This window comes from Gemmatimonadota bacterium, assembly GCA_040882465.1.
GTDB lineage: Bacteria > Gemmatimonadota > Gemmatimonadetes > Longimicrobiales > Gaopeijiaceae > JBBEBG01.
Window position 1 is genome coordinate 62,556 of the sequence record JBBEBG010000028.1, and the last position, 21,312, is coordinate 83,867.

General features: G+C 64.0%; 18 protein-coding genes and 1 pseudogene. 13 read left to right on the forward strand and 6 right to left on the reverse strand.

Translation table 11 applies throughout. The features are described 5' to 3' along the window. Window positions 1-5: 5 nt before the first annotated feature. The 3 genes from WEG36_10430 (at window position 6) to WEG36_10440 (ending at window position 3,402) form a co-directional block, all read left to right on the forward strand. Window positions 6-836 carry an amidohydrolase family protein gene (locus WEG36_10430; protein MEX1258025.1) on the forward strand — a complete coding sequence of 277 codons (831 nt, stop codon included), beginning with the start codon at window positions 6-8 and terminating at the stop codon, window positions 834-836. Beyond that, entirely contained in the window at window positions 836-2,521 is a 1,686-nt protein-coding gene (locus WEG36_10435) for an amidohydrolase (GenBank protein MEX1258026.1), read from the forward strand. Before WEG36_10430 ends, WEG36_10435 begins: the two co-directional genes overlap by 1 nt. Window positions 2,522-2,838: 317 nt before the next feature. Beyond that, a complete protein-coding gene (locus WEG36_10440; GenBank protein MEX1258027.1) occupies window positions 2,839-3,402 on the forward strand; it encodes a diguanylate cyclase in 564 nt (187 codons plus the stop codon). A 76-nt stretch (window positions 3,403-3,478) separates the two neighbouring features. Here the strand turns inward: WEG36_10440 and WEG36_10445 are convergent, their stop codons facing one another. Next, a complete protein-coding gene (locus tag WEG36_10445; GenBank protein ID MEX1258028.1) occupies window positions 3,479-4,258 on the reverse strand; it encodes a hypothetical protein in 780 nt (259 codons plus the stop codon). A 470-nt stretch (window positions 4,259-4,728) separates the two neighbouring features. Between WEG36_10445 and WEG36_10450 the strand changes: the two genes are divergently transcribed. Next, the gene (locus tag WEG36_10450) at window positions 4,729-5,070 is read left to right on the forward strand and encodes a PadR family transcriptional regulator (GenBank protein ID MEX1258029.1); all 342 of its coding nucleotides are present in this window, start codon (window positions 4,729-4,731) and stop codon (window positions 5,068-5,070) included. A 35-nt stretch (window positions 5,071-5,105) separates the two neighbouring features. Here WEG36_10450 and WEG36_10455 read toward each other — a convergent pair whose 3' ends face one another. Next, the gene (locus tag WEG36_10455; protein MEX1258030.1) at window positions 5,106-5,303 is read right to left on the reverse strand and encodes a hypothetical protein; all 198 of its coding nucleotides are present in this window, start codon (window positions 5,301-5,303) and stop codon (window positions 5,106-5,108) included. A gap of 12 nt (window positions 5,304-5,315) precedes the next feature. Here WEG36_10455 and WEG36_10460 point away from each other — a divergent pair. After that, a pseudogene (locus WEG36_10460) lies at window positions 5,316-7,703 on the forward strand (ADOP family duplicated permease). 115 nt (window positions 7,704-7,818) lie between these two features. Here WEG36_10460 and WEG36_10465 read toward each other — a convergent pair. After that, the gene (locus WEG36_10465) at window positions 7,819-8,340 is read right to left on the reverse strand and encodes a CHRD domain-containing protein (GenBank protein MEX1258031.1); all 522 of its coding nucleotides are present in this window, start codon (window positions 8,338-8,340) and stop codon (window positions 7,819-7,821) included. Between the two features lie 632 nt (window positions 8,341-8,972). Next, the gene (locus WEG36_10470) at window positions 8,973-10,316 is read right to left on the reverse strand and encodes a Fic family protein (protein MEX1258032.1); all 1,344 of its coding nucleotides are present in this window, start codon (window positions 10,314-10,316) and stop codon (window positions 8,973-8,975) included. Window positions 10,317-10,724: 408 nt separating this feature from the next. On the opposite strand from WEG36_10470, the gene WEG36_10475 reads away from it, so the two are divergent. The 8 genes from WEG36_10475 to WEG36_10510 all read left to right on the forward strand — a co-directional run bounded on the left by WEG36_10475 (window position 10,725) and on the right by WEG36_10510 (window position 18,303). Further along, window positions 10,725-11,021 carry a type II toxin-antitoxin system RelE/ParE family toxin gene (locus tag WEG36_10475; GenBank protein MEX1258033.1) on the forward strand — a complete coding sequence of 99 codons (297 nt, stop codon included), beginning with the start codon at window positions 10,725-10,727 and terminating at the stop codon, window positions 11,019-11,021. An 18-nt stretch (window positions 11,022-11,039) separates the two neighbouring features. After that, window positions 11,040-11,345, forward strand: coding sequence for a HigA family addiction module antitoxin (locus WEG36_10480; GenBank protein ID MEX1258034.1), 306 nt, complete (start codon window positions 11,040-11,042; stop codon window positions 11,343-11,345). 1,006 nt (window positions 11,346-12,351) lie between these two features. Continuing rightward, window positions 12,352-12,540 (forward strand): hypothetical protein, encoded by a 189-nt coding sequence (locus WEG36_10485; GenBank protein MEX1258035.1) that lies wholly within the window; start codon window positions 12,352-12,354, stop codon window positions 12,538-12,540. A gap of 315 nt (window positions 12,541-12,855) precedes the next feature. Further along, window positions 12,856-15,144 carry a hypothetical protein gene (locus tag WEG36_10490; GenBank protein MEX1258036.1) on the forward strand — a complete coding sequence of 763 codons (2,289 nt, stop codon included), beginning with the start codon at window positions 12,856-12,858 and terminating at the stop codon, window positions 15,142-15,144. 181 nt (window positions 15,145-15,325) lie between these two features. Next, on the forward strand, window positions 15,326-16,138 hold the full coding sequence (locus WEG36_10495) for a hypothetical protein (GenBank protein ID MEX1258037.1): 813 nt from the start codon (window positions 15,326-15,328) through the stop codon (window positions 16,136-16,138). A 139-nt stretch (window positions 16,139-16,277) separates the two neighbouring features. Then, complete coding sequence (locus tag WEG36_10500) at window positions 16,278-17,264, forward strand: hypothetical protein (protein MEX1258038.1); 987 nt, start codon at window positions 16,278-16,280, stop codon at window positions 17,262-17,264. Between the two features lie 28 nt (window positions 17,265-17,292). After that, window positions 17,293-17,643, forward strand: a complete 351-nt coding sequence (locus tag WEG36_10505; protein ID MEX1258039.1) for a hypothetical protein — start codon at window positions 17,293-17,295, stop codon at window positions 17,641-17,643. A gap of 27 nt (window positions 17,644-17,670) precedes the next feature. After that, the gene (locus WEG36_10510; protein ID MEX1258040.1) at window positions 17,671-18,303 is read left to right on the forward strand and encodes a hypothetical protein; all 633 of its coding nucleotides are present in this window, start codon (window positions 17,671-17,673) and stop codon (window positions 18,301-18,303) included. Between the two features lie 104 nt (window positions 18,304-18,407). Here WEG36_10510 and WEG36_10515 read toward each other — a convergent pair whose 3' ends face one another. Together WEG36_10515 and WEG36_10520 are read right to left on the reverse strand one after the other, a co-directional pair. After that, window positions 18,408-19,463, reverse strand: coding sequence for a hypothetical protein (locus tag WEG36_10515; GenBank protein MEX1258041.1), 1,056 nt, complete (start codon window positions 19,461-19,463; stop codon window positions 18,408-18,410). Between the two features lie 245 nt (window positions 19,464-19,708). Continuing rightward, entirely contained in the window at window positions 19,709-20,926 is a 1,218-nt protein-coding gene (locus WEG36_10520; protein ID MEX1258042.1) for a DUF3592 domain-containing protein, read from the reverse strand. Window positions 20,927-21,312 lie beyond the last annotated feature (386 nt).

Here is a 21,312-nt window from a genome sequence, read left to right on the forward strand (position 1 = left end):
ACACCATGCTCATTGACTGTCACGTGCATCTCAACAACTACCACACAGCTGAAGGCGAAGCTCCCCGGCCAACGGAGGCCAACGTCCAACGCCTCTTCGACGCTATGGCCCAACATGGTGTCGATCACGCCATCGTGCTCACCTCTTACAAGGTGGACGTGGAGCGGCCGAGCGTCGAGCACGTCCTGGAGATCCTCGCCGAAGATCCGAGGACGACGGTGATCGAAGGACTCCGGTGGCGCGGCGACACGCGGACGGACCTCTTCCACATGGAAGAGCGGATCCGGGATGGGCTGGTCAAGGGCATCAAGCTCTACCCCGGTTACGACAAGTACCCGATCAACGATCCCTCGCTGGAGACGGTTTTCCGCATCGCCGCCAAGCACAATGTGCCAGTCATGATCCACTGCGGCGACACCTACGCGGCGAACGCGAAGGTTCGAATGGCTCATCCCCTCCTCGTGGATGACGTGGCGGTGGACTATCCCGATGTCCGATTTGTCATCTGCCACCTCGGAAATCCCTGGTTCCAGGACACCGCCGAGGTGCTTTATAAAAACGACAATGTTTTTGCCGACATCTCCGGGCTCGTTCTCGGAGACTTCGACTATGCCTTCGAGCGTCACCTGGTCGCGCGCGTGAAGGACATGATCGCGTATATGGGCGATCCCGGACGCCAGCTCATGTACGGAAGTGACTGGCCGCTCGTCGAGATGGGGCCGTACGTGAAGTTCCTCAATTCGCTCGAGTTCGAGGGAGAGACCTTCGAGAACATCGCGTGGCGGACCGCGTCGCGGCTCTTCGAGATCGACGTGGAGGCTTTGAAAGAGAGCTGATGCGAGCCCCGGGACCCCGCTTGGCCCTATTGGCCGCGTTGGCCCTCGCGGGCTGTGCCGGCGAGGCTGCGGTGCCCGCGGACCTGGTCTTTCTCGATGGGCTCGTTTACACCGTAGACCCCGAACGGCCCCGGGCGGAGGCTGTCGCCGTCCGCGACGGCCGTATCGCTTATGTGGGTGATGCGGGAGGGGCAAGAGCACTTATCGGCCCCGAAACCGAGGTGATCGCGCTCGAGGGCCGAATGTTACTTCCGGGATTCCACGACACCCACGTCCATCCGGTGTCCGGGGGAATCGAGCTCGGCCAGTGCGATCTGAACCCCGCGGAATCCCGGGCCGACATCGTCCGCCTCGTTTCGGCGTGCGCGGCGCGGGATCCGGAGGCGGAATGGGTTCGCGGCGGGGGATTTCAGCTTCCGATCTTTCCCGACGGTGCGCCGCCCCGAATGCTGCTGGACAGCCTCGTGCCCGATCGGCCCGCGTACCTCACCTCCTCGGATGCCCATACCGCCTGGGTGAACTCGGCGGCGCTGGCGCTGGCCGGCGTCACAGCCGAGTCCACCGATCCGCCGCCCGACGGAGTCATCGTGCGCACCCCCGGCGGCGAGCCGCAGGGGACGCTGCGCGAGAGCGCGATGGAGCTGGTGGGCCGCCTTCTGGAGGAACCGTCCGACGCCGAAGTGCAGGCAGGCTTAGAGCGTGGCCTCGCCCGCGCGGCTTCGCTCGGGATCACCACGGTGCATGAGGCGAGTGCCGGGGAGGCCTTCGTACGTGCCTACGCGGCGGCGGAAGGGGAAGGGTGGCTCACGGCCCGCGCCGTGATCGCGCTCAGGGTGGACCCGAACCGGGGGGTCACCCAGATACCCGAGCTCGAAGCCCTTCGCGACCGCACCATAGGCCGTCTCGTCCGTCCCGTGGCGGCCAAGATCTTTCTCGACGGCGTGATCGAGGGAGGCACGGCGGCCCTGCTCGAACCCTACACCGACCGCCCCGCGTGGAGGGGCGAGTTAAGCGTCCCGCCGGACACGCTCACGGCACTCGTGATGGCGCTGGACGACGCGGGCTTCAAGGTCCATGTGCATGCGATCGGGGACCGGGCCATTCGCACTGCGCTCGATGCCTTCGAGGCGCAGCACGCCAGGGATGGAGGCGCGGGGCCCCGTCACATCCTGGCCCACATCCAGCTTTTCGACCCTGAAGACATCCCGCGCTTCGCGGAGCTCGGCGTAGTTGCCAGCTTCCAGCCGCTCTGGTTCTACGAGGACAGCTACATCACCGACCTCACGGTGCCGCGCCTGGGTCCCGAGCGATCGCGTTGGCTCTATCCCGCCCGAAGCGTATTCGAGACGGGGGCCGTCGTCGCCGCGGGAAGCGACTGGTCGGTGACCTCGATGGACCCGCTCCGGGCGATCGAAGTCGCCGTGACACGCCGGAACCCGGACCAGGATACCGGCGCGGCCTGGATCCCCGAGGAGCGGGTGGACCTGGAAAGCATGATCCGGGCCTACACTCTGAACGGCGCGATCGCGGGCGACATGGAGGGTGAAACCGGCACCATCACGGTGGGCAAGATCGCAGACCTCGTCGTCCTGGACACCAACCTCTTTCGGGTGCCGCCCGAGCGGATTTCCGACACACGGGTGGATCTCACCGTTTTCGAGGGACGGGTCGTGTATCGGAGGTAGGCCCCGGACGAGGGCGGCGACTGGCGCCACCGCCGGAAGCAGCACTTGCGGGCGATCGGGCGGAAGGCCCTGGTACTTTGGGATTAGTTCCGTCTTTAATCCCAATGAGCGATGGGCTCCGACCGTCGAGTACACATATGTTTCGCGCATGCTACAACACTCCGCCCACGGAGCCGCATCACTCTATATACCCATCGCTTATCGATAGTGAGGTCCGCATGGATAAGTCTTTGCCCCCCCTGAATGGGCGTCCGGCTAAGCCGAACGGGAATGGCCGGAGCGCTGAAACCCGAGCACGGCCGCCGGGCGACGCCGCCATGCGCAAATCGAGGATCACACGCGCCAACTGGGCACCGACCGACTATACCCCGGCCCGGGTGGCGGACTCCCCATTAGGGTCCGACCAACGCGTCCTCCTGGACGAGGTCTACCGCGACGACGACACGGGACTGTTCAATCGGAGGGCTTGGAACGAAGCACGCCCCCGTGTCGATGGGGATCCGGACACCGAAGTCCTCGCCGTGGACATCGTGGGACTCAAGCGCACGAACGACACGCTCGGGCACGAGGCAGGGGATCGACTGATCGGCGAGGTCGCGAAGGCGTTGAGCGTGATCGCGAGCGAGTGGGACATTCAGTCCCGCAATCTCTGGCGGATCGGGGGGGACGAGTTCGTTGTCGCGGTCCCGTCGGGCTGGGCCGACGAGTTCGGTCGGCGTCTGGAGGAAGCCGTGGGAATGCATCCGATCAGGGGAACGAAGTTCGCCAGCGGTGTTCGGTACGGTGTAGGAGCCGACTTTTCCGCGGCAGACCATGCCCTTCTCGTCGCCCGTGACCAACTGGTGCAGACGCACCCCCGCTTCGCGGTGCGGCCTTCGTAGGAACGCTGTGGGTCGGGCGAGGGTGGCGAGCCTTGTCTTCGGACTCCCTCCGCTCTCTCCCGGAAGTGCCTCGCGCTCATCTCCAAGAATTCCACAACCAGATGTTCACGAGCCCGCATTTCCCATGGTCCCAAGCATATCCGAGCGGGACGTCGATCGCGTCCTTGTAGACCTCGATTCCAGCCACACCTGCGATCGGAATCTCGTCAATCGGGTAAGTGAGGGGCCAGCGGTTCAGGCGCACGACGATGCAGTCTTCCCCGTTTCGAGAGTCGGGGTGCCACAGACCCTTTTGCCCCCGGGAGCCAATGCTGAGTGAGAGGCCCGTCTGTGCAGCAATGTACTCGGTAAGAGATGGTGGATTCAAAACTTCGAGTATCGCGCCCGCGAAAAACGCCCCTTTCCCTTCAAGTTGATGTCGCCGGATCCACTCCTGTCCCCTGGTCACCCGTGGAGGAGGCGGCGCCCGCGCAACGATTGGATCCAGCGCGATCGGGGCCGGCTCGAGTCGGATGGCCGGAAGAATGACTTCCTCACTCTCACCGACGAAGAGAGAATCGACTGCGGACTCCCCGTAGGCCATGTGGGTCGTTTCGAGTCGGAAGGGTCCGCCTCCGACGGCCAGCAAGACCCTGAAGAGTCCAGCCTCGCCGGACACATCTGTCCCGAGGATTCCGTCGTCGGAGTCGCGCACTTCGACCGACACTGTGGGCACGCCTTCACCGGTCACGCCATCGACGACCCGACCGACAATCGCTTGGGCGTGAATTGAGCAAGGGCGCGCCAGCGGCGTGAGCATCATCGCCACCAAGAAGGCCGCGCCCTTCAGTCTCCACTGGTGCGTAGCGGGTTCCACTTCGCTTCCAGATATGTCCGGGCAGAGGAAAGGGTCCACCCAAGAGTACCTTCAGATTTGAGCCCGCGCACTGTCTTCTTGTCGTTCTCCCGAGCCACTGAAGGCCGCACTGGTTCCCAGCAGCGTACGATGATCCCTGATCCATGCCCACAGCTCGCTGGCCGTCCCCTCAAGGCGATCGTCGAGCTTGCGGGCTGGTAGGCGCACGCTCCTCTTCCCTTCACACGTCGCCCTGTACACCCCGTGCTTCGAGCGGCCCGTGGCCTCGGCCACCTCCGCGACGGTTAGCCGGATCACACACGGTCGCAGGGGCCTGCGAGTTACCATGAGCATTCCGAGCGAGGGGCGGAAACCATCGGCCCCATTGGGGCGTGCCCCTCGCTGTCTTCGGCCCATTCCTCTTGACAGCCTGAAGGAACGGTTGAATCATAACTCTCTGTTGCTTCAGATAATCTGAAGGAGTTGGCTCAATGTCCAGAGAGTCGCACGAGCTGCTTCAGGGCACCCTGGAGCTGCTGGTCCTCAAGGCACTTTCGCTCGAGTCGATGCATGGGTGGGGGCTCGCGCAACGTATCGAGCAGATGAGCCGAGAGATCTTCCAGGTGAGTCAAGGGTCGCTTTACCCAGCTCTCCAGCGAATGAAACTAAAGGGTTGGATTCGATCAGAGTGGAGGATGACAAAGAACAGCAGACGGGCCCGTTATTACATGCTAACCCCTTCCGGGGAGCGACAGCTCGATCGGGAGGCAGCGAGCTGGGAACGTGCGTCGAAGGGCGTCAATTGGGTGTTGAGCTCGGAGGGCACGGGATGAGAGCGCTTTCGGAAGTAGCGGGGCGCCTCCGCGCTTTATTCTTCGGTGACCGTGAGGATCGGGATCTCGACGAAGAGCTGCGGTTCCACGTGGACATGGCCACCGAAGAGAACGTTCGACAGGGGCTGAGCCCGCGGGAGGCACGACGCCGAGCGCAGCTCCGGCTCGGTGGTCCAGTTCAGGTCCGAGAAGCGACGCGGGACGCTCGTGGCGTACGCTGGGTCGAAGAGCACGCACGCGACGTTCGGTACGCCCTTCGCGGCCTACGCAGGAATCCCCTGTTCTCGACCACTGTCGTGCTCACATTGGCGCTGGGGCTGGGTGCCATGGCCGCGATGTTCGGCGTGGCCGACGCCCTCCTACTTCGGCCGTTGCCCTACCATGAGCCTGACCGACTCGTTGAGGTACTCGCGGTTACGCAAAATGGGGACATGAGACCGTACATTCCCTGGGATCGCGCGCAGGTGTGGCATCAGCAGTCCGAGGTCTTTCAGGGCGCGTTCAGCCATGCCCGCGGAGCGGTCCTATTTACGGGTGGATCGGAACCCCAGGTCTTGTCCGTCCAAGCAGTGACGCACGAGTTCGAGGAGGTCCTCGGCGTGCGCCCGATCCTCGGACGCGGGTTAGCGCCCGAGGATGCGGATCCTGGGGCCCCTCCGGTAGTCGTGCTCGATCATGCCTTCTGGCACCGCGTGCTCGGAGGCGATACGGAGGTGATCGGGCGAGTGATCGAACTGGAAGGAGCACAACATCGTGTCGTTGGTGTGATGCCGGCCGGATTCAAGTTCCCTGAGTACTCCACGACCGAGGCCTGGATGCCGATCCGGTCGGACGGCTCTTTCCTCGGTCCCGGTGGAGGCGGCGCGGGGCTTTACTTCGTTGCTCGGCTGGCGGAGGGGTCCCTGCCCGTGGCCCAGATACGTGCGGACGCAATCGCAAGCACTCTTTCCGAACAGCAAGCCCGAGGGGAGGGTTGGTCCGTCATGCTCCGCCCGTTCGGCGCGGCGACTCGGGCCCAGAACTCTCGGGTCCTTTGGTTGCTCGGGGGCGCCGTGGCGGTTCTTCTGCTGATCGCGGGCATCAACGCTACAGCACTTCTTCTCGTTCGTGGCTGGTCACGCTCGCGAGAGTTGGCTGTGCGCGCGGCCCTGGGCGCATCGCGCTGGAGGGTGGCCAGACAGCTCCTCACTGAAAGCGTGATACTCGGGCTATTGAGCGGCGTTGCCGCGGTCGTTCTTGCTCTCGTCGCGCTGTCATCGTTTCGGGGCATCATCCCCGGCTCGATCACATTTTTCGCACCCTTCGAGATCAAGATGGAACTGCGCACGCTCGGTTTCACCTTTCTCGTTGCCACCGCGACGGGGTTCGTGATCGGGCTCTTCCCCGCTCTGCTCGCTGCACGAAGTTCCTCGCCCGCGAACCACGCCGCCCTGACCACCTACGCGAGTGCCACGAGTCAAAAGAACCGGCTGCGGCGGGGCCTGGTCGTGGTTGAAATGTCACTCACGGTGATGTTGCTCGTCGGCGCGGGCCTGCTCACCAACAGTTTCGTGCAGCTGATGCGCGTGGAACCGGGGTTCCGAGTTGAAAACCTTGCGGTGTTGCGGCTCAACCTCCCGTCATCGAGTTACCCATCGTCCACAAGCAGGGCTGCATTCCTCCGCATACTTGAAGAACGGCTCGAGGCACTGCCCGAGGTGCGAGGTGTGTCGGTCAACGGAGGGGTACCACCGACGTCAGGGTTCCACTTTGGCGTTGCGCTCGAGACAGAAGCCGGCATGGCGCCGAGCCAACCGCAGCTGCTTCCGTTTGCAAACATTAGACCGGATTTCTTCGAGGTCCTGGAGGTTCCGATCGCTGCTGGGCGGCCTCTACGTGAGGAAGACGTGGGAACCGACAACGTGATGATTGATCTCGACATGGCGCGTCTACTCTGGGGACGGGCCAGCCCGCTCGGTCGAAGCTTTCGGATAGGCGCCGAACGACCCTGGCTTACCGTCGTCGGAGTTACGCGTGACCTGCGGTTGATGGGGCCCGATGACCGGAATGGCAGCTATGAGATTCTCTATCCGCTTGGGCCGAACACGGCACCGTCTTACGTGCCTCTGGCGATTCGCACCGGTGGCGATCCACGGCCGCTGCTGGCCTCCATCCGAAGCATTGTTCACGAATTGGATTCCCTGCAACCGATCGAAGAGCTGCGGCCGGCCATAGAACTCTATGCGGCCACGATCGCCATGCCGCGCTTCTTGTTGGTGCTCATGGCGGTGCTCTCCGGATTAGCACTTTTCCTCGCCGCTGTCGGAACTCATGGGATGCTAGCCTATGGCGTCGTCCAGCGGCGAAACGAGCTAGGAATTCGAATAGCGCTTGGAGCGCCGACGCGAAGGATATGGTTGGGCGTCGTAGCAGAGGGCGTATTCCTGGCAGCCGTCGGAGCCGGTTTCGGAGTCATCCTTGCGTTGACGTTTTCCCGGGCTATCGGCGGTCTCTTGTACGCTGTCGAGCCGTCCGATCCGAGAACGATCATTGTGGCCGTCTCGATCAGTGTTGCCGCCGCGGCGATCGCGTGCTTTTCCCCCGCGCGGCGCGCAGTGATCGGTCATCCCGCCGATGTATTGAGGGCGGATTGAACCTGAGGCTCGACGCGCTTTTTATTTCGCGGAAGTGGCGAGGGGGGCGTGACGTCCACCCGGACTACCGTTGCCGCCGGCGCACGCGGAGTGCGTGCGCCGGCGGCCAGCAGCGTTACGCTTCCTCGACGATCTGGCCGCGGATTTCCCCGGGCGGGTTCGCTGCCGTGTGAACGTTTACGTAGCTGTTTCCGTTCCGCATCAATACGACCAGAGAATCCATCGACACCGCCGCGTTGCCCGTGGTGGTGAACGAGCCCGAGATGATGACGCCGGTCGTGCCCGCGGTGTTGGTTACGGTGAGTGGCACGATGATGCCGGCAGCAGCTTCCACTCCCGCTGGTCCGTGGATGTGCGCCATTGTCGCCGGCCCGCTCAATCCGGTCACCGACACCGAATAGGTAACGGTCGTCGCGCCTGACGCATCCGGGTCATGCCCGGTTGTCGAGCCTTTCGTGACCGTGAAGGTGGCCGTGCCTGTGGCATCCGTGGTGACGGGGTCGGGCCGTTCGGCGGCGCCCGTCAGGGTCGCGTCAGATTCGAGCGGATCGGTGTTTCCCGGACCGGTCGGATCGTCATCATCACAACCGACGGTCATCAGGGCGAGCAAGGCGAACAAGGCAAAATGAGTCTTCATGGTCCCCTCCGGCATGAGGCGGTGCGTCGCCGTGACGCATCGCGCGTGGAGCGACGAGGAGGATCCATCGCCTCCATCGTCGGTCGTCGCGAACGTGCGAGCTTCTCTCGCAGGAGGAGTTGGAGGCACGTTCCATGCCCCGCAACCAGAAGCCCTCCAGAACGGACCACGCGCGAAAATGATTGGGCCGGATCTGGTAGATCTCACCGGGCCCGCGGGAAAAAGTGCCCGGCCGCTGAATCGGGCGGTGGGGACGTGCGGGAAACCTTATGGACAGAGGCGCCGCCCGGATTACTTTCGTTTCGCTCCAGTGATCCGGGCGGTGGGGACGCGCGGGAAACTTCGTGAAAGAGGCGCCGCCGGTTTTGACTCGCTTCGCGAGCCGGCTCGCGGAGCGAGCGAGTTGTGAAGCGGCGCGGGATTTCGCAGGCTCAATTGCCACGGATCTGCCACGGGCCGTAGAGCGCAGCGCCGCCGGCCCTGCTCAGCCGCCGAATGCCGGACTGGGAAAAGAGAAAGGCGCGGTTCGACTCGGTGGTGCCGCGGTAGATCGCGACATGGCGTGGGTCGTGGATAGGAAGGGGAGTGCGAGGGGGAATGAATTGGACCGGCGCCAACTGGGTGGGCGTCGCCTACGAATGTCGTGCCCCCTCCGCCAATCGCCTAGCGAACAGGTGCTGCTCCGCGACTTCCCTGCCCCGTGACGTGAGCTCGCTCTCGCCCGTGCCTCGATTTCGACGCAGGTGGGCGAGTCGCTTCCCGTGCAGCGTCCCCACGACTCGCGGGTCGTACCCGTGCGCCTCGACCAGTTGCTTTAGATCGTTGGACCCGATCCGACCGCTCCGCTCGAGGATGTCGGCCAGGATCGCCGCGGTCTTCGATCCTTGTCCTCCGGCGTCCTGCGCCTCGCCAGTGGCCCTCTGATAGGTTCGTCCTCTCTTCTCACCCCGGGGCACGACCAACCCGTGGCGGATGAGCACATCCAAGTGATAGCGGACGGTGCGGGGAGGAAGATCGAGCGTGCCGGCTACAACGCTGGAGGTGACGCTGCCATGATCGTCCACCATGTCGAGGATGCGTTGTTGGACCTCGGACAGTCGAACCATTGAGCGTTCGACATCCAGCTTTGCCAACAGGTTCTTCTGCTGAGCCCTGACAGATCTCAGGAAGAACAAGAGCCAGGCTCCATATGCTGTCGGAGCGTCCCGCATCGCGACTTGAGAGCTCCGGAGCGCCGCGTAATACGCGGTCTTGTTGTCTTCGACCACTCGCTCGAGAGACGCGTAGGGGACGTATTCGTATCCAGCTCGAAGCAGGAGGAGGGTGGTCACGGCCCTCGAGAGCCGGCCATTTCCATCCTGAAACGGGTGGATGGCAAGGAATTCGACGATGAACCTCGCTACGACCACAAGCGGATGCACCTCACCCAATTCGCGCGCGGCCTCGGTTGCCGCAATGAGCTCGGCCATCCGACCAGGTGTCTCGAATGGGGATGAGGTGTGAAAGAGCACCTCGACTCGGCCGTCCGGGTGCCGGGCCTCCAGATGGTATTGGTCCTTCTTGTATCGGCCACGATGCCACGCATCCCGCTCGCTGTGGGCCAGCAGGATGCTGTGGAGCTGCTGAATGAACCGCTCCTCGAGCGGAATCGTCTCGTGGCTATCGAAGATGGCTTGCAGGAGCTCGCCGTATCCTCGTACCTCGGAGGCATCACGCTGGCTGAAGGCGTCCACCGAGAGGCCGCTCAGGACTTGTGCGACCTGTTCGTCGGTGAGTTCAGCCCCCTCAATTCGCGTGCTGCTTCCCGATGATTCGATGGTGGCCACCTTTCGCAGCTCACCGAGGCGCTCGGCCCGGAGTTCCTTCAACTTGCGCCAATAACCTTTGAATTCGTCGATTTCACCGAGTAGCCGCAGAGTCTCGGTCAGTTCTGAACCGGAGAGGGTTGGGTTCGGAGCCTCTGCTTCCTTTCGCATGCTCATTGAACGGGTGCCGTTAAGGTTGCCGATTCATTGCCGTTAACCTCCCGGTGGCATTCGACGTCAATAAAGTTGCCGATTCTTGCCGATATCGCAACTTGGACCGATGCCATCCCGGAACCCAAGAGATGGGTTCCCGCGCGAAGCGCGATCCGGCCCCGGAAGGAGGCCGACCGTGCAAACGCCGGTCTTCCCAATCACGTCTCCTTATCGACGCTGATGGACCAGTTCGAGAACGCCTCGGCGATCCACTGCTCCTGGAGATTCCACGCGGCCACGTCCGAGAGTATCTGACGTGGAGGGGGGTGCAACTGATGGAGGAGCTGCGCCCGACGTGCCCGCGGCAGCTACGGAGATTTTGTCGAGGAGCTTGGCATAGCATGGATACCGTGCTATCGTGTCTTTATGATCCGTTCGTTTCGAGACGCCGGAACGGAGGACATCTTCAACCAAGCGGACACGAAGCGTGCCCGGAAGATTTGTCCTCAAAGTCTTTGGAAGATAGCCCGGCGCAAGCTTGAATGGCTTGACTCGGCGGCGAAACTTGAGGATCTCCGAGTGCCCCCGGCCAATCGGCTGGAGGCCTTGAAGAAGGACCGCAGGGGCCAGCACAGCCTTCGGATCAACGACCAGCTACGCGTCTGCTTCGCCTGGACCGAGATCGGTCCGACGGATGTGGAGATCGTCGATTACCACGATTAGCGAGACGGAGAATTTCACATGGTCCGCATTCCAACCCACGGTGCGCCCGCCCATCCTGGCGAGATGCTGCTAGAGGAATTTCTCAACCCCATGGCTCTAACACAGCGGCAGCTCGCGGATGGTATTCGGGTGCCTTATCAACGGATCAACGAGTTGGTGAACGGACGGCGTGGGATCACCCCGGCGACGGCGCTCAGATTGGCCAAGTTCTTCGGGACGACTCCGGATGTCTGGATGAATCTTCAGCTCCGGTGGGACCTTTATCAGGCGCGGGAAGCCGAGGCGTCCGAGCTGGAGCGCATCAAGCAAATACGCGCCAGTTGAGGCGCCTTTAGCCAGGAATCGTTCGCGCGCGCTCGAGCTCCGGAGCGCGAGCCATACTTAATCGAGGCCGGGCCGCTACAGGGTCGCGGTCAAGGTCGTGGATATCTTCGGGAATGACACGAGGTCTTTCGTGTCCGTTAACGTGGGGTGACCGCCAGAGACCAACTGGGAATGTCCCCGCCCAGATTAGCTCCGGTCGCCGTCGGCGATCCTCGCTGGTCACGCGGATCGAAAGTCGGGGAAGAAATACGAAGTCCCTGCCCCGCTCGGCTCGAAGCTGCGGTTCTCGTCCGGGCGTCGGCATCCTTCAATGAGAAAGCGGCGGAGCCCCGGTTGGGGCGCCGCCGCCTTCATAGAGGCGCCGCCCGGATTAGCTGCGCTTCGCTCCGCAGATCCGGGCGGTGGGAACCGGCGGGAAACCTTTCGAAAGAGGCGCCGCCCGGATTGACTCGCTTCGCGAGTCGTCTCGCGGAGCGAGCGAGTTGTGAAGCGGCGGGGGGCGTGGGCCGCTCGGCTCGAACCGGGGATAGAGGATTTGCAGTTAGACGAGGCGTTTCGCGCGGCTTGGCGAGGAGTCGCAAGTCATTGCAAAGGCAGCGCTTTCTGCCGATCCTAGACCGCGCTGCTTCGCGGTGGTTCGCGGGGCTTCACACCCCCAATTGCCACGGATCTGCCATAGGGAGCGTCGGGCCTCCCGGAAGAGACCCGGCCCGCGTGGCGCCGGGGTGGGATCGTCCGGCGCCGTCGGACCGCCTCGAAACCTGATCGCCTCTCCGGCACGAAGGAGCCCCTCCCAAGGACTCGGGCTCGTGCCTCCCCGCCCATCCACCCCCCCCCCGCCACCGTTCGGCGCATCCTCTCCGCCCGCGTTCGCCGTACGCCGGTGCCAGGTCAGACGCCTCCGGCATCAAAATGCGTCGACGGGGGGCCCCACCAGCGTCCTTGTCCGGCCAGTCCCCCCAACCAACTTGGCGTTCGTGTCTCGAGGGTGTTTGGATTTCCGACCGTGCATGACTTCGAGGCGCCCGGATGGTTCACTCCGCTCTTGGATTCGGGGGCGATTTTTCAGGCTGCGTATGACCCCAACCACACCGGCAAGTTCATCGAGATGGAGGTGGGAATGCCGGTGGTGTTCATTCGGCTGCCGGCCAGGATACTGGGCGAGAAGAATTCGCGCCTGAGGCTCTTTCCCTGATCGGGGGCACGGGCCGGCGTTGGCCCGACGAGCAGGAAAGACGCGACTTGGCCTTCATTAGGTGGCGGGTCTGAGGCGGAGGACTTTCCCGGAGGCAGAGGTCGACCGCGAAGTCGGGCTGTCCACCCGCCGGCGACGCCAGCTGAATTTGACTTCCTTCCCGCGCAAAAGCACCCTGAGGTTAGGAAGCGACCGTTCGAGCTAGGCTCGCATTCCCGGCTCGACCGCAGAAGCGTCCCACCAGACGGCACCGACGACCGCTACGGCCGCCGATGAATCCGCCGGGTCCAAGTTGCGTCCGAAGGAGGGACTGCGATGGCCCGCTGGCTCTTGGTTGCCCTAGCGGTCGGAGTGTCTCCAGCTCAAGCCCAAATCCCCCGGCTCCGCGACGCGGGCGGTCTACTCAACCGCGTGCCGACCCTCTCGAGTTTCTTCGAGAGCGATCCCCCGATCACCACCAACCTGGACGACGCGCGGACCGAGATCGCGTTTCTGGATTCCTGGTCGCCCGCCAACTGGGGACGACTGGAGCAGCTCCCGCGTAATTCAGAGGGCGCATACGTCCTCCGGCGCGGCCGTTTCGCGATGCACGCCGAGAGCTACTGCATGCACGCCGGTACATTCGGTCCCGGCGGCGGAGACGGGTATCTATATGCTCCGCTGGTGGGGCCCAAAGCTGGAATCGTGCAGAGCCTGCTACGGAATTCGGTGGCCCACCCGGAGATCCCGCAACGGGACATCCAGGTGCTCGTCTGGGCGATCATCGCCCGCACCGAGTTCGGTGAGATGCCGCGCGAAATGCAGCAGACCGCGCGCACGCTCCTCACCGACGACCAAGTCGACGACCTCGACGACGGTGTGCTGGGCCTGGTTCCGGAGAGCGTGATGCGCGAGGCGACGAGCCAGCTTCCTCCGCTCGCTCGTCAGGTGTTCCAGGCGGAGGCGCGGCTCCGATCCATGATCTCCAGCGGGACGTCATCGTTCGACGAGCTCGAGCGGGTGGCGGTCCTGACCGGGGCCGTCGTGCCGCCCGAGGACTCGCGCCCTGTCCCCGAGGGACGCTGGTCCTTCGATCCGGGAGGCTACTTCGTCCGCTACAGTCCGTCCGGTTACAGCCTTACGCAGGTCGAGGTCTCGGTGCCCGCCCCGGTGGTCGTCGGTCGGGACGCTTCTGGCCGCGTGGTCACGATCATCGACGCCGATGGAGCGCGGCTTGACGCCGATGCCGGCGGAGTCCACTTCGCAGCAGCCGGATCCGGCGCCGAGATGTTGACGGGTAACCCGCCGGGAGTGGGAGATCGTTCCGGCCAGGCTGTGCGGGGCGTGATCGAGGGGGCTATCGGAAGACCCGTATCCGCTGTCGCGCTTGCCGAACTCGGAGAGATCGAGGCGCTGGTGGAGGCGCTCCGAGCCCCCGGCATCACAGGCGTGGGCGCCACGGTGGCGCGTACCGAGGCGCTCGACCTCCTAGCGGAGGCCTGGCAGGCCGCCTTTTGTCAGGCCGCCGGTTGCCCGTCCACCGCAGCGGCCAATGACCTACTCGTGTTTCGGGACGGGTCCACCTTCAGTGGAGAGCTCCAGGGGTGTGCGGCCGACTCGTGCATGCTGGGTTACTCGTCTTTCCCGCGTGATGCCATCGAGTGGATCGGGCTCTCCCGGACCGAATCCGGACCTCCGCCTGCGATCAGCCTCGACATCGGTGAAGTCCATCAGGTGGACGGGGAGGTGCGATCTGGAGACCTGCTGGGAGTGGGCCAGCGACGTGTCGTGACCGACCGCGGTGGTTATGACAGAATGGACGTCGCCTGGATCCACCTCGTCCCCGGCGAGGAAGGGCGGGCCGCCGACCCGTACGGGGGTGGCGGTGCGCCGGGTGGAGCTTCTGGGCCACCGGAGCCCCCGGTGCCGCCCCGCGACGACCCTCCAGAGACGGATGACAACCTCGAGGAGCCGGTCTTCGATCCGAGTGACGACGTGGCCACACCGGGAAATCGGGCCCGGCAGCGACTCGCACAGTCCAGTCGGCCGTCACGCGGAGCGAGTCCCATTCCGGGCGACCGCTGCGCCGGGGAGCGTCGCAACCTTAGTCAAGCGGAGGCCCTGCTCGACCACCACGACCTCCAGATGAAGTTACTTGCCGACCGCTACGCGGAGCTTTACGACCAGCTCGTGAACATGCAGCAGGAGTTCGAGCGGCTCCACGCCGCGGCCCAGCAGGAGTGGAGCCGCTTTCAGAACGACCAACTGTTCCAGGCCTTGCAAAACCTCTTGAGCGCATTGGTGCCGTTGCCGACGGAGGACAGCAGCGCGGCCTTGACGGGGATCAGCGCAGCCCAGTCGGCGATCGGGTTCTACCAGTTCTGGATGGCCAACTGGGGAACCATTGCCGACATGCGTGCATGGGCCCAAGCGAACAGCGGAAGCTACGACCTGAACGATCTACTTGGGATGCTGGACCAGATGGACACGATGTACCGCACGATGGGCCGCATGACGCAGTTGCGAGACGAATACGACGAGATGGAAGTGAATCGCCGGACGCTTGAAGCCAGTGTGGAGGAAGCCCGGCGCTTGCTCGAAGCGTGTTTGGCGGCGACCGCCTGAGCCTTAGCCCGGAACGAGCGAGCGGGGGGAGCGAAACCGCTTGGTGCCTGATGCTGCCCGGGCGTGACCGCCGATGCGAACCAGTTCGTAAGTATGCGGTTGCCCGACGAGCTCCCGGCGGAACGGGAAGGACCGCCGCATGCGGTCAGTCTGGTCCCGCGATCTCCTCCCGGAGGCGGTCATGAAGAAGATCCTCAAAGTCGTTGGCATCGTGGCTGTCGCATTCGCCGCCTTGGGCGCAGGCATCTTCGCTCTCGTGTTCGCACTTACGGGAGGCGCGGTCGACGCCAGCGAGGAGTTTCTCGCTCCGATTGGGGAAGAGAGATTCGAGGAAGCTTACTCGTCCGCGGCCGTCGCGTTACGGAGCCAGCCGGACCTCTTGAGATTCGAGGAGGTGGTGCGAACCATCGGTCTGACCGGATATCAGTCGGTGAGCTGGAGCTACCGTGAAATCGCCAACAATCAGGCCAGCCTGGAAGGAAGCGTAACGACCGTCGACGGCGGGACGATTCCACTATCCATGAGATTGGTCAATGAAGAGGGAGAATGGCGAGTTCTCGGTTTCGAGACCGAGTTCGCGGGTGCATCCATTACGCGCGCCTCAGGCGACCGTGGGGTCGTGCCGAACGATGACGACACCGGTCGGCTCGTCTTCCAATCCATGCTCTCCTTCAGTGGCGCGCTGCAACGGAGAGATTTCGCACCGTTCCACGGCACGATTTCGCAACTCTGGCAGGCCCAGATCACGCCCCAAGAGCTGCTGGCCGCTTTTCAGTCACTGATCGACAACGGCGTGGACCTGTCGAACCTACGGGGCCTTGCACCCCTCTTTGACCAACCGCCCTACATCGATGGTGACAATGTGCTGAACGCCTCCGGCTACTACGACAGCGAGCCCTACCGCGTGGACTTCGAGGTGAGGTACCTCTACGAATCCCCATCGTGGAAGTTGCTCGGGATTTCCGTCTTCGCGGAAAATGGTCCGGAGGCTTAGGCCAATGAAGGACGAGAGCCATGATCGACCTGACCTTTGGGCTGCCGCCGCAAGTCTCTCCAGAAGGGGCGACGGTTCGATTGGCTACGAAGCTCTACGATCGTGGAGCGCAAGGGCGTGGAGGGGACAAATCGCAGGAATGATCAAGGCGTTTGTGATCGCTCTGATCCTCGTGGGTGTCGGGATGGCGCAGCCGAGGGTGGCGGCGGCTCAGAACCTCGACATTCCAGGGGGGCTCGATCTCAACGGCCTCTGGGAACTTACCGAGCACGGCGAACGCCAGACTGCCGATCCTGCGATTGTACGAATCACCCATTCCGGGAATAGCGTGTACGCAGAATTTGTTTCCGGCGCCGAGTGCTATGACGGTGGGGCGCGTCCCGATGCGTTTCTTGCGGAGCTCACGGTGCAGCCCACGATTCCCCCATCCGGCCAGCTCTCATCGCCGGCGATGTGGGTGTGCTCCGGGTCTCGAGACATTGTCGACGAATGCGGCGGCGCCATCGCGGCGAGCTACAAGACGACCTTTGAGAATGCTGTCGTCGATCCGAACCGCATCGCAGGGGAACGCGTTACCCAAGGCGTTTACATCACTCCGCGGGACTCCCAGGTCAGCGACTGCAGACTCGATTCATCGTATGACGGCACGGCCGACTTCTCGCTGCTGCGGCTCACGCCGTGCGCGTTCGAAGACTCGACGGTCAGGCAGCTCGAACAGGAGCTGTTAGGCATCATCAACAGCACGGTCATTCCGGCGAGTGAAGCCGTCGGCGGCGCGGTTGCCGCTGCCCAAAGGCGCTTCGGCGACACGTACCACGGCCAGCCGATCACCAGGCTCGAGTATCCATATAGCTACCTGCGCGTCGCGACCGATGACGATCTAGTCGTCGCCGAAGCGTTCGCCTCGGCGCTGCCTGATCTCGTCGCCAGGCCTGAGTGGAAGGCGGCATACGACATGGCGGCGGAGATGGGACTCCTCGAACAGCCCCCGCTCATCGAGGCGCAGGAGATGATCGACCAGATGCTCATGGTCGAGGAGATGGCTGGCGGCGAGACGCGGCGAGTGGTCGAGGCGTTGGGCGCCGCACGTGCGGCCTATCGGAATTGCCAGCAGGCGCAGCCCTGAGTTGGGGCCGGAGAGACTCGTTGGCTGAGTGGCTGACCCCCGCCGCCAGAAGCTCGACGGTCGTTGCAGCACCAAAGTACGAATGACCTCACTCCTTCGCCTGGCCCGGAAGTCCCTCCTCCTGTGGTTCGGGGCCGCCTTCCTCGCCGACGGCCTGGTATCCCTTTCGATGGGTGTCGTTCGCTCAGATGGAACGGGCACGGCTTTGGCTACCCTCCTGGTCGGAGGCGTCTTCGCCCTCATCGGTGCGTTTTTCTTCTTCACGAACGCCCATCGCCTCGGGCGCCAGTGGTCCATCCTGAAGACGGGCGACATCGGGCAGGGGACCGTCCTGGCCATCGTGCCGACGAGCACCACGATCAGCCGCGTTCGCCAGTGAAAGGTTCAGTACTCGTACCGAGATCCGTTGGGAGGCGTCCACACCCGGGCACGGGGCCACCTCACGCCGGACGAAGCCCACGCCTTCGCGGTCGGCGACCCGGTGCAGATCCGGGTCAGTCGGGGCCTCGAGGAGAGCGTGCGGGACGTGCCCGAAGCGGCGCCCACCCCACTGAACTTGGCGCGACTCGGTCACTGGGCAGGCCGTTGGGCCGCCACCCTGGCGCTCGCGTTTCTCGGAATCGTTCTTGGAGAGATCATCATCCCGATTGCGGGCCCCGAAGAGCTGATGGACCGCCATGACGTCATGCTCACCAGGGTTACCTGGGGCGTGTGGACTCTCGGGTTCACGCTGTTCATGGGCGCCATCTTCACCGCCATGCTCGCTGGCGTGCGTACGCCGTGGAGTCGGCCCGGTGAGGGGTCCTCCCACTACAACCGCTTTTCCATCCAGGAAGCCAAGGATGCCTCCAGGCGGCGCGCCTGGCGCGACAGTGCCCGGTGGCGGGTCAACTTCGTGGTCATGGCGGGCGTGCCGCTCCTCGCCATCGCGCTCTTCGGTCTTCTCATCGTGCTCGCCCCCAACGGAATCCGGTTCCTTTGCGGGGCGGCGCTCACCTACTCGATGGCGGCCGCTGGGATCGCTATTGTCCGAGCGTGAGTCTTCGAGCTTCGGATCGTTTCAGCTTGTTCCGGACGTAGTGGGCGCGGCGTGTCACCGCACGACGCGGCCGTTCTCGGTTCCGCCGAAGTCCTGCTGTCGCCCTATCGATCCGGCGTGATCGTGGCGCCCGCCTCGATCGTCACCGGAATCATGCGGTCTCCGACGCGTACTGTGTACGCTCCCGGGACGACCGACGTCGGTGTGCCGAGCTGGTTGAATCCGAGCTGCGTCCCAGCCTCGTCGAGGACGTAGTAGAACTCGCTCGCAGCTCCCGGGACGAGGAGCGTGCCCGTTACGATCTCGGTCGTCTGGTCCGCTTGGACGGTGAGAGGTGTGGCTGTGCCGGAGACCCGGAACTGGTACTCGCCCGGCAAGTACGACGACGCGTCGCCGAGGCGCGCGAATCCGAGCTGGCTGCCCGCTCCGTCGAGGATGTAGTAGAACTCGTTCGTCGTACCGCTGCCGAGCACGGAGCCCGAGGCGATTTGGACGGTGCCGTCGGCCTCGACTGTGAACGCAGACTGGGCGTTGTTCAACTTCGCCACGTAGCTCCCGGGAAGCAGGGACAGCGGCTCCCCGAGCTTCGCGAATGCGAGCTGCGTCGCCTCGGGATCGTTCACGTAGTAGTACTCGTCCGTCGTGCCTCTGACGACGACGGTTCCCGAGGCCAGGCGTGTCGTGTCGCCCGGGGTCAGCATCGTTCTCGTGCGAGTGTCGTTCAGCTTCGCGACATAGGTCCCGGGAAAGAGCCACAGCGGCTCGCCCAGCCTTGCGTAGCTGAGCTGCGTGCCGAGCGTGTCCAGCACGTAGTAGTAGGCGCCGGTGGTGCCAATGACATCGAAGGCAGACGCCACACAGCGGGTGATCCGGCCACTCCGGATGGTGACGGGGTGGCGGGATCCGTTGACACGCGCCTCGTAGTCACCGGGCTCGAGCGCCAGTACCGCTTCGCCACTCTCGTAGCCGACCTGGTCGCCCGCCGGGTCGTCCGCGTAGAAGTACGTGTCATTGTCCACGGAAACCTGGAGCCCTGATGCTGCGGCCTCCTCGGAGCGGCAGATCGCCTCGGCTGGGTCGGGCGCCTCGCCGGCACAGGCTGAAATCCCCGAGATCGCCGCCGCGATTCCCGCGATGCCCGTCCGTCGTCGCAGCGCCATGTCTCGACCTCGTTGAGCGGGACCGCCCAGGGCCTAGAACACCCTCCGAGGCGGGAATGAAAGATAGGAGATGATCCCAAGGGCCGACAGAGATCGGCGCTGGGGGTCCCCGGTCGACCCGCCCGAGGCTGCTGTCCGTGTTCGGCACCGGCGGTGCGCCATCGCGGATCCCATTCTCGGGAGAGTGATATAGACGCGTCGGCCCCTGCCCTCGTTGAATTCCTCGCCGACGGCTCCGCCGAAGCTCAGGCTCGAACAATGGCGATCGCAGTTTTCCATATCGCAACCATCAGGGCCGCCCCGCACAGGAACCTGATTCCGTTTGGGGCGATCACGATGAACAGACCGAAGAGTCCGACGGCGAGGAGCGGAATGCCCGCCATGACCACGAAGTTGACGCGCCACCGGGGGCTGTCCCGCCAGGCGCGCCACCTCCAGGCATTCTTGGCCTCCCTGATAGAAAACTGGTCGTGATAGGAAGAGCCCTCATCCGGACGACTCCAGGGTGTACGGACGCCCGTGAGAATGGCGGTAACGATGGCACCCATGAACATCGTGAACCCGAGAATCATCACCGCCACTGTGATCCGGGTGAGCACGGCTTCATGGCGGACGATCGAGTCATCAAGGCCCGTTACCGGGATCACGATCTCGCCAACCAGGATCGCGAGGAACGCGAGCGCCAGAGTGTATGCCCAACGGCCCGCCCAGCGACCGAGTCGCCCCACATCCAGCCGGGTGCGCGGAGCTGGGGGCACGTCCCACACACTTTCTTCGAAGTGTTCCCGGCTAACCCTGATCCTCACGGAGTCCCCAACCGCGTAAGCATGGGCTTCGTCCGGCGCGAGGTAGCCGCTCGCCCCAGTGTGGACGCTTCCCAGAGGGTCTCGGTACGTGTATTGAACCTTCCATTGGCGAACTCGGTTGATCGAGGTATTCGTCGGTCCGATAGCCAGAACCGTTCCCTGCCCGAACTCGCCCGTCCGAAGGATGGACCACTGGCGCCCGAGTCGATAGGCATTCGTGAAGAAGAAGAACCCCCCGATGAGCGCGAAGACACCTCCCACCAGGAGAGCAGCTAGAGCCGTACCCATCTCATCTGAGCCCACGACGCGGCTGGTGCCCGGGTTGTCCGGCAAGTATGTGATGTCCAGCGTGCTTCCGGCCTCGAGATGGTCGCCTCCCTCGAGATCGACCGTGTCATTGCCTTCGATCGTTTTCCCCTCGGGCGTATCGAAGTGGTACACGATCGAGAAGCGGTCGGGGGAACTTCCCTGCTGGGACGCAGGCTCGATGGACCCGGTCAGTACGACCGCCTCCGTGACCCTTCCTTCGTCCCGATAGCGCAGTTCCTGGATTGCGACCCAGCTCCCCATCGATAGAGATGCGAGGCCGCCGGCCAGGAAGGTGGCCCCGAACCACAGGAGGAGGGACTTTCGGGCCAGGCGAAGGAGTGCGGTCATCCCTTCCGCTGTCGAGGCTAAGTTCACCGTGGGGGTTGGCTCATCCACCACCCCTGAAACAAAAGTCCCACCCCAACGCCCAGCGCGCCATGAGGCCCAGAATCGCGCCGTAGGCGAGAGGCGACCGGCCGGAGATGCGAACCGAATCTTCTGGGAAGGCAACTTTGAGCCGACCTGAAGAGAGCGTCAACTGGAAGGTCCCGAGGAAGAAACCCCATCCCGAACCGCTCAATGCAGCGAAAGTCACCGAGCATTAGCCTTCACTTACGAAAGGACCCGTGCAGGCGACGCCGGACATTGTCCTGTTCGGCATAAGGAAACCGGCCGTCGCACCCGAGGTCACATGGTGCGGCAGGCAGTACGCTCCAGCACCTCTTCCCCTCCCC

Coding starts and splice junctions, on each gene's coding strand:
- WEG36_10430 (MEX1258025.1), top strand. CDS start 6: ATGCTCATTGACTGTCACGTGCATCTCAACAACTACCACACAGCTGAA.
- WEG36_10435 (MEX1258026.1), top strand. CDS start 836: ATGCGAGCCCCGGGACCCCGCTTGGCCCTATTGGCCGCGTTGGCCCTC.
- WEG36_10440 (MEX1258027.1), top strand. CDS start 2,839: ATGCGCAAATCGAGGATCACACGCGCCAACTGGGCACCGACCGACTAT.
- WEG36_10450 (MEX1258029.1), top strand. CDS start 4,729: ATGTCCAGAGAGTCGCACGAGCTGCTTCAGGGCACCCTGGAGCTGCTG.
- WEG36_10465 (MEX1258031.1), bottom strand. CDS start 8,340: ATGAAGACTCATTTTGCCTTGTTCGCCTTGCTCGCCCTGATGACCGTC.
- WEG36_10470 (MEX1258032.1), bottom strand. CDS start 10,316: ATGCGAAAGGAAGCAGAGGCTCCGAACCCAACCCTCTCCGGTTCAGAA.
- WEG36_10475 (MEX1258033.1), top strand. CDS start 10,725: ATGATCCGTTCGTTTCGAGACGCCGGAACGGAGGACATCTTCAACCAA.
- WEG36_10480 (MEX1258034.1), top strand. CDS start 11,040: ATGGTCCGCATTCCAACCCACGGTGCGCCCGCCCATCCTGGCGAGATG.
- WEG36_10490 (MEX1258036.1), top strand. CDS start 12,856: ATGGCCCGCTGGCTCTTGGTTGCCCTAGCGGTCGGAGTGTCTCCAGCT.
- WEG36_10495 (MEX1258037.1), top strand. CDS start 15,326: ATGAAGAAGATCCTCAAAGTCGTTGGCATCGTGGCTGTCGCATTCGCC.
- WEG36_10500 (MEX1258038.1), top strand. CDS start 16,278: ATGATCAAGGCGTTTGTGATCGCTCTGATCCTCGTGGGTGTCGGGATG.
- WEG36_10515 (MEX1258041.1), bottom strand. CDS start 19,463: ATGGCGCTGCGACGACGGACGGGCATCGCGGGAATCGCGGCGGCGATC.
- WEG36_10520 (MEX1258042.1), bottom strand. CDS start 20,926: ATGACCGCACTCCTTCGCCTGGCCCGAAAGTCCCTCCTCCTGTGGTTC.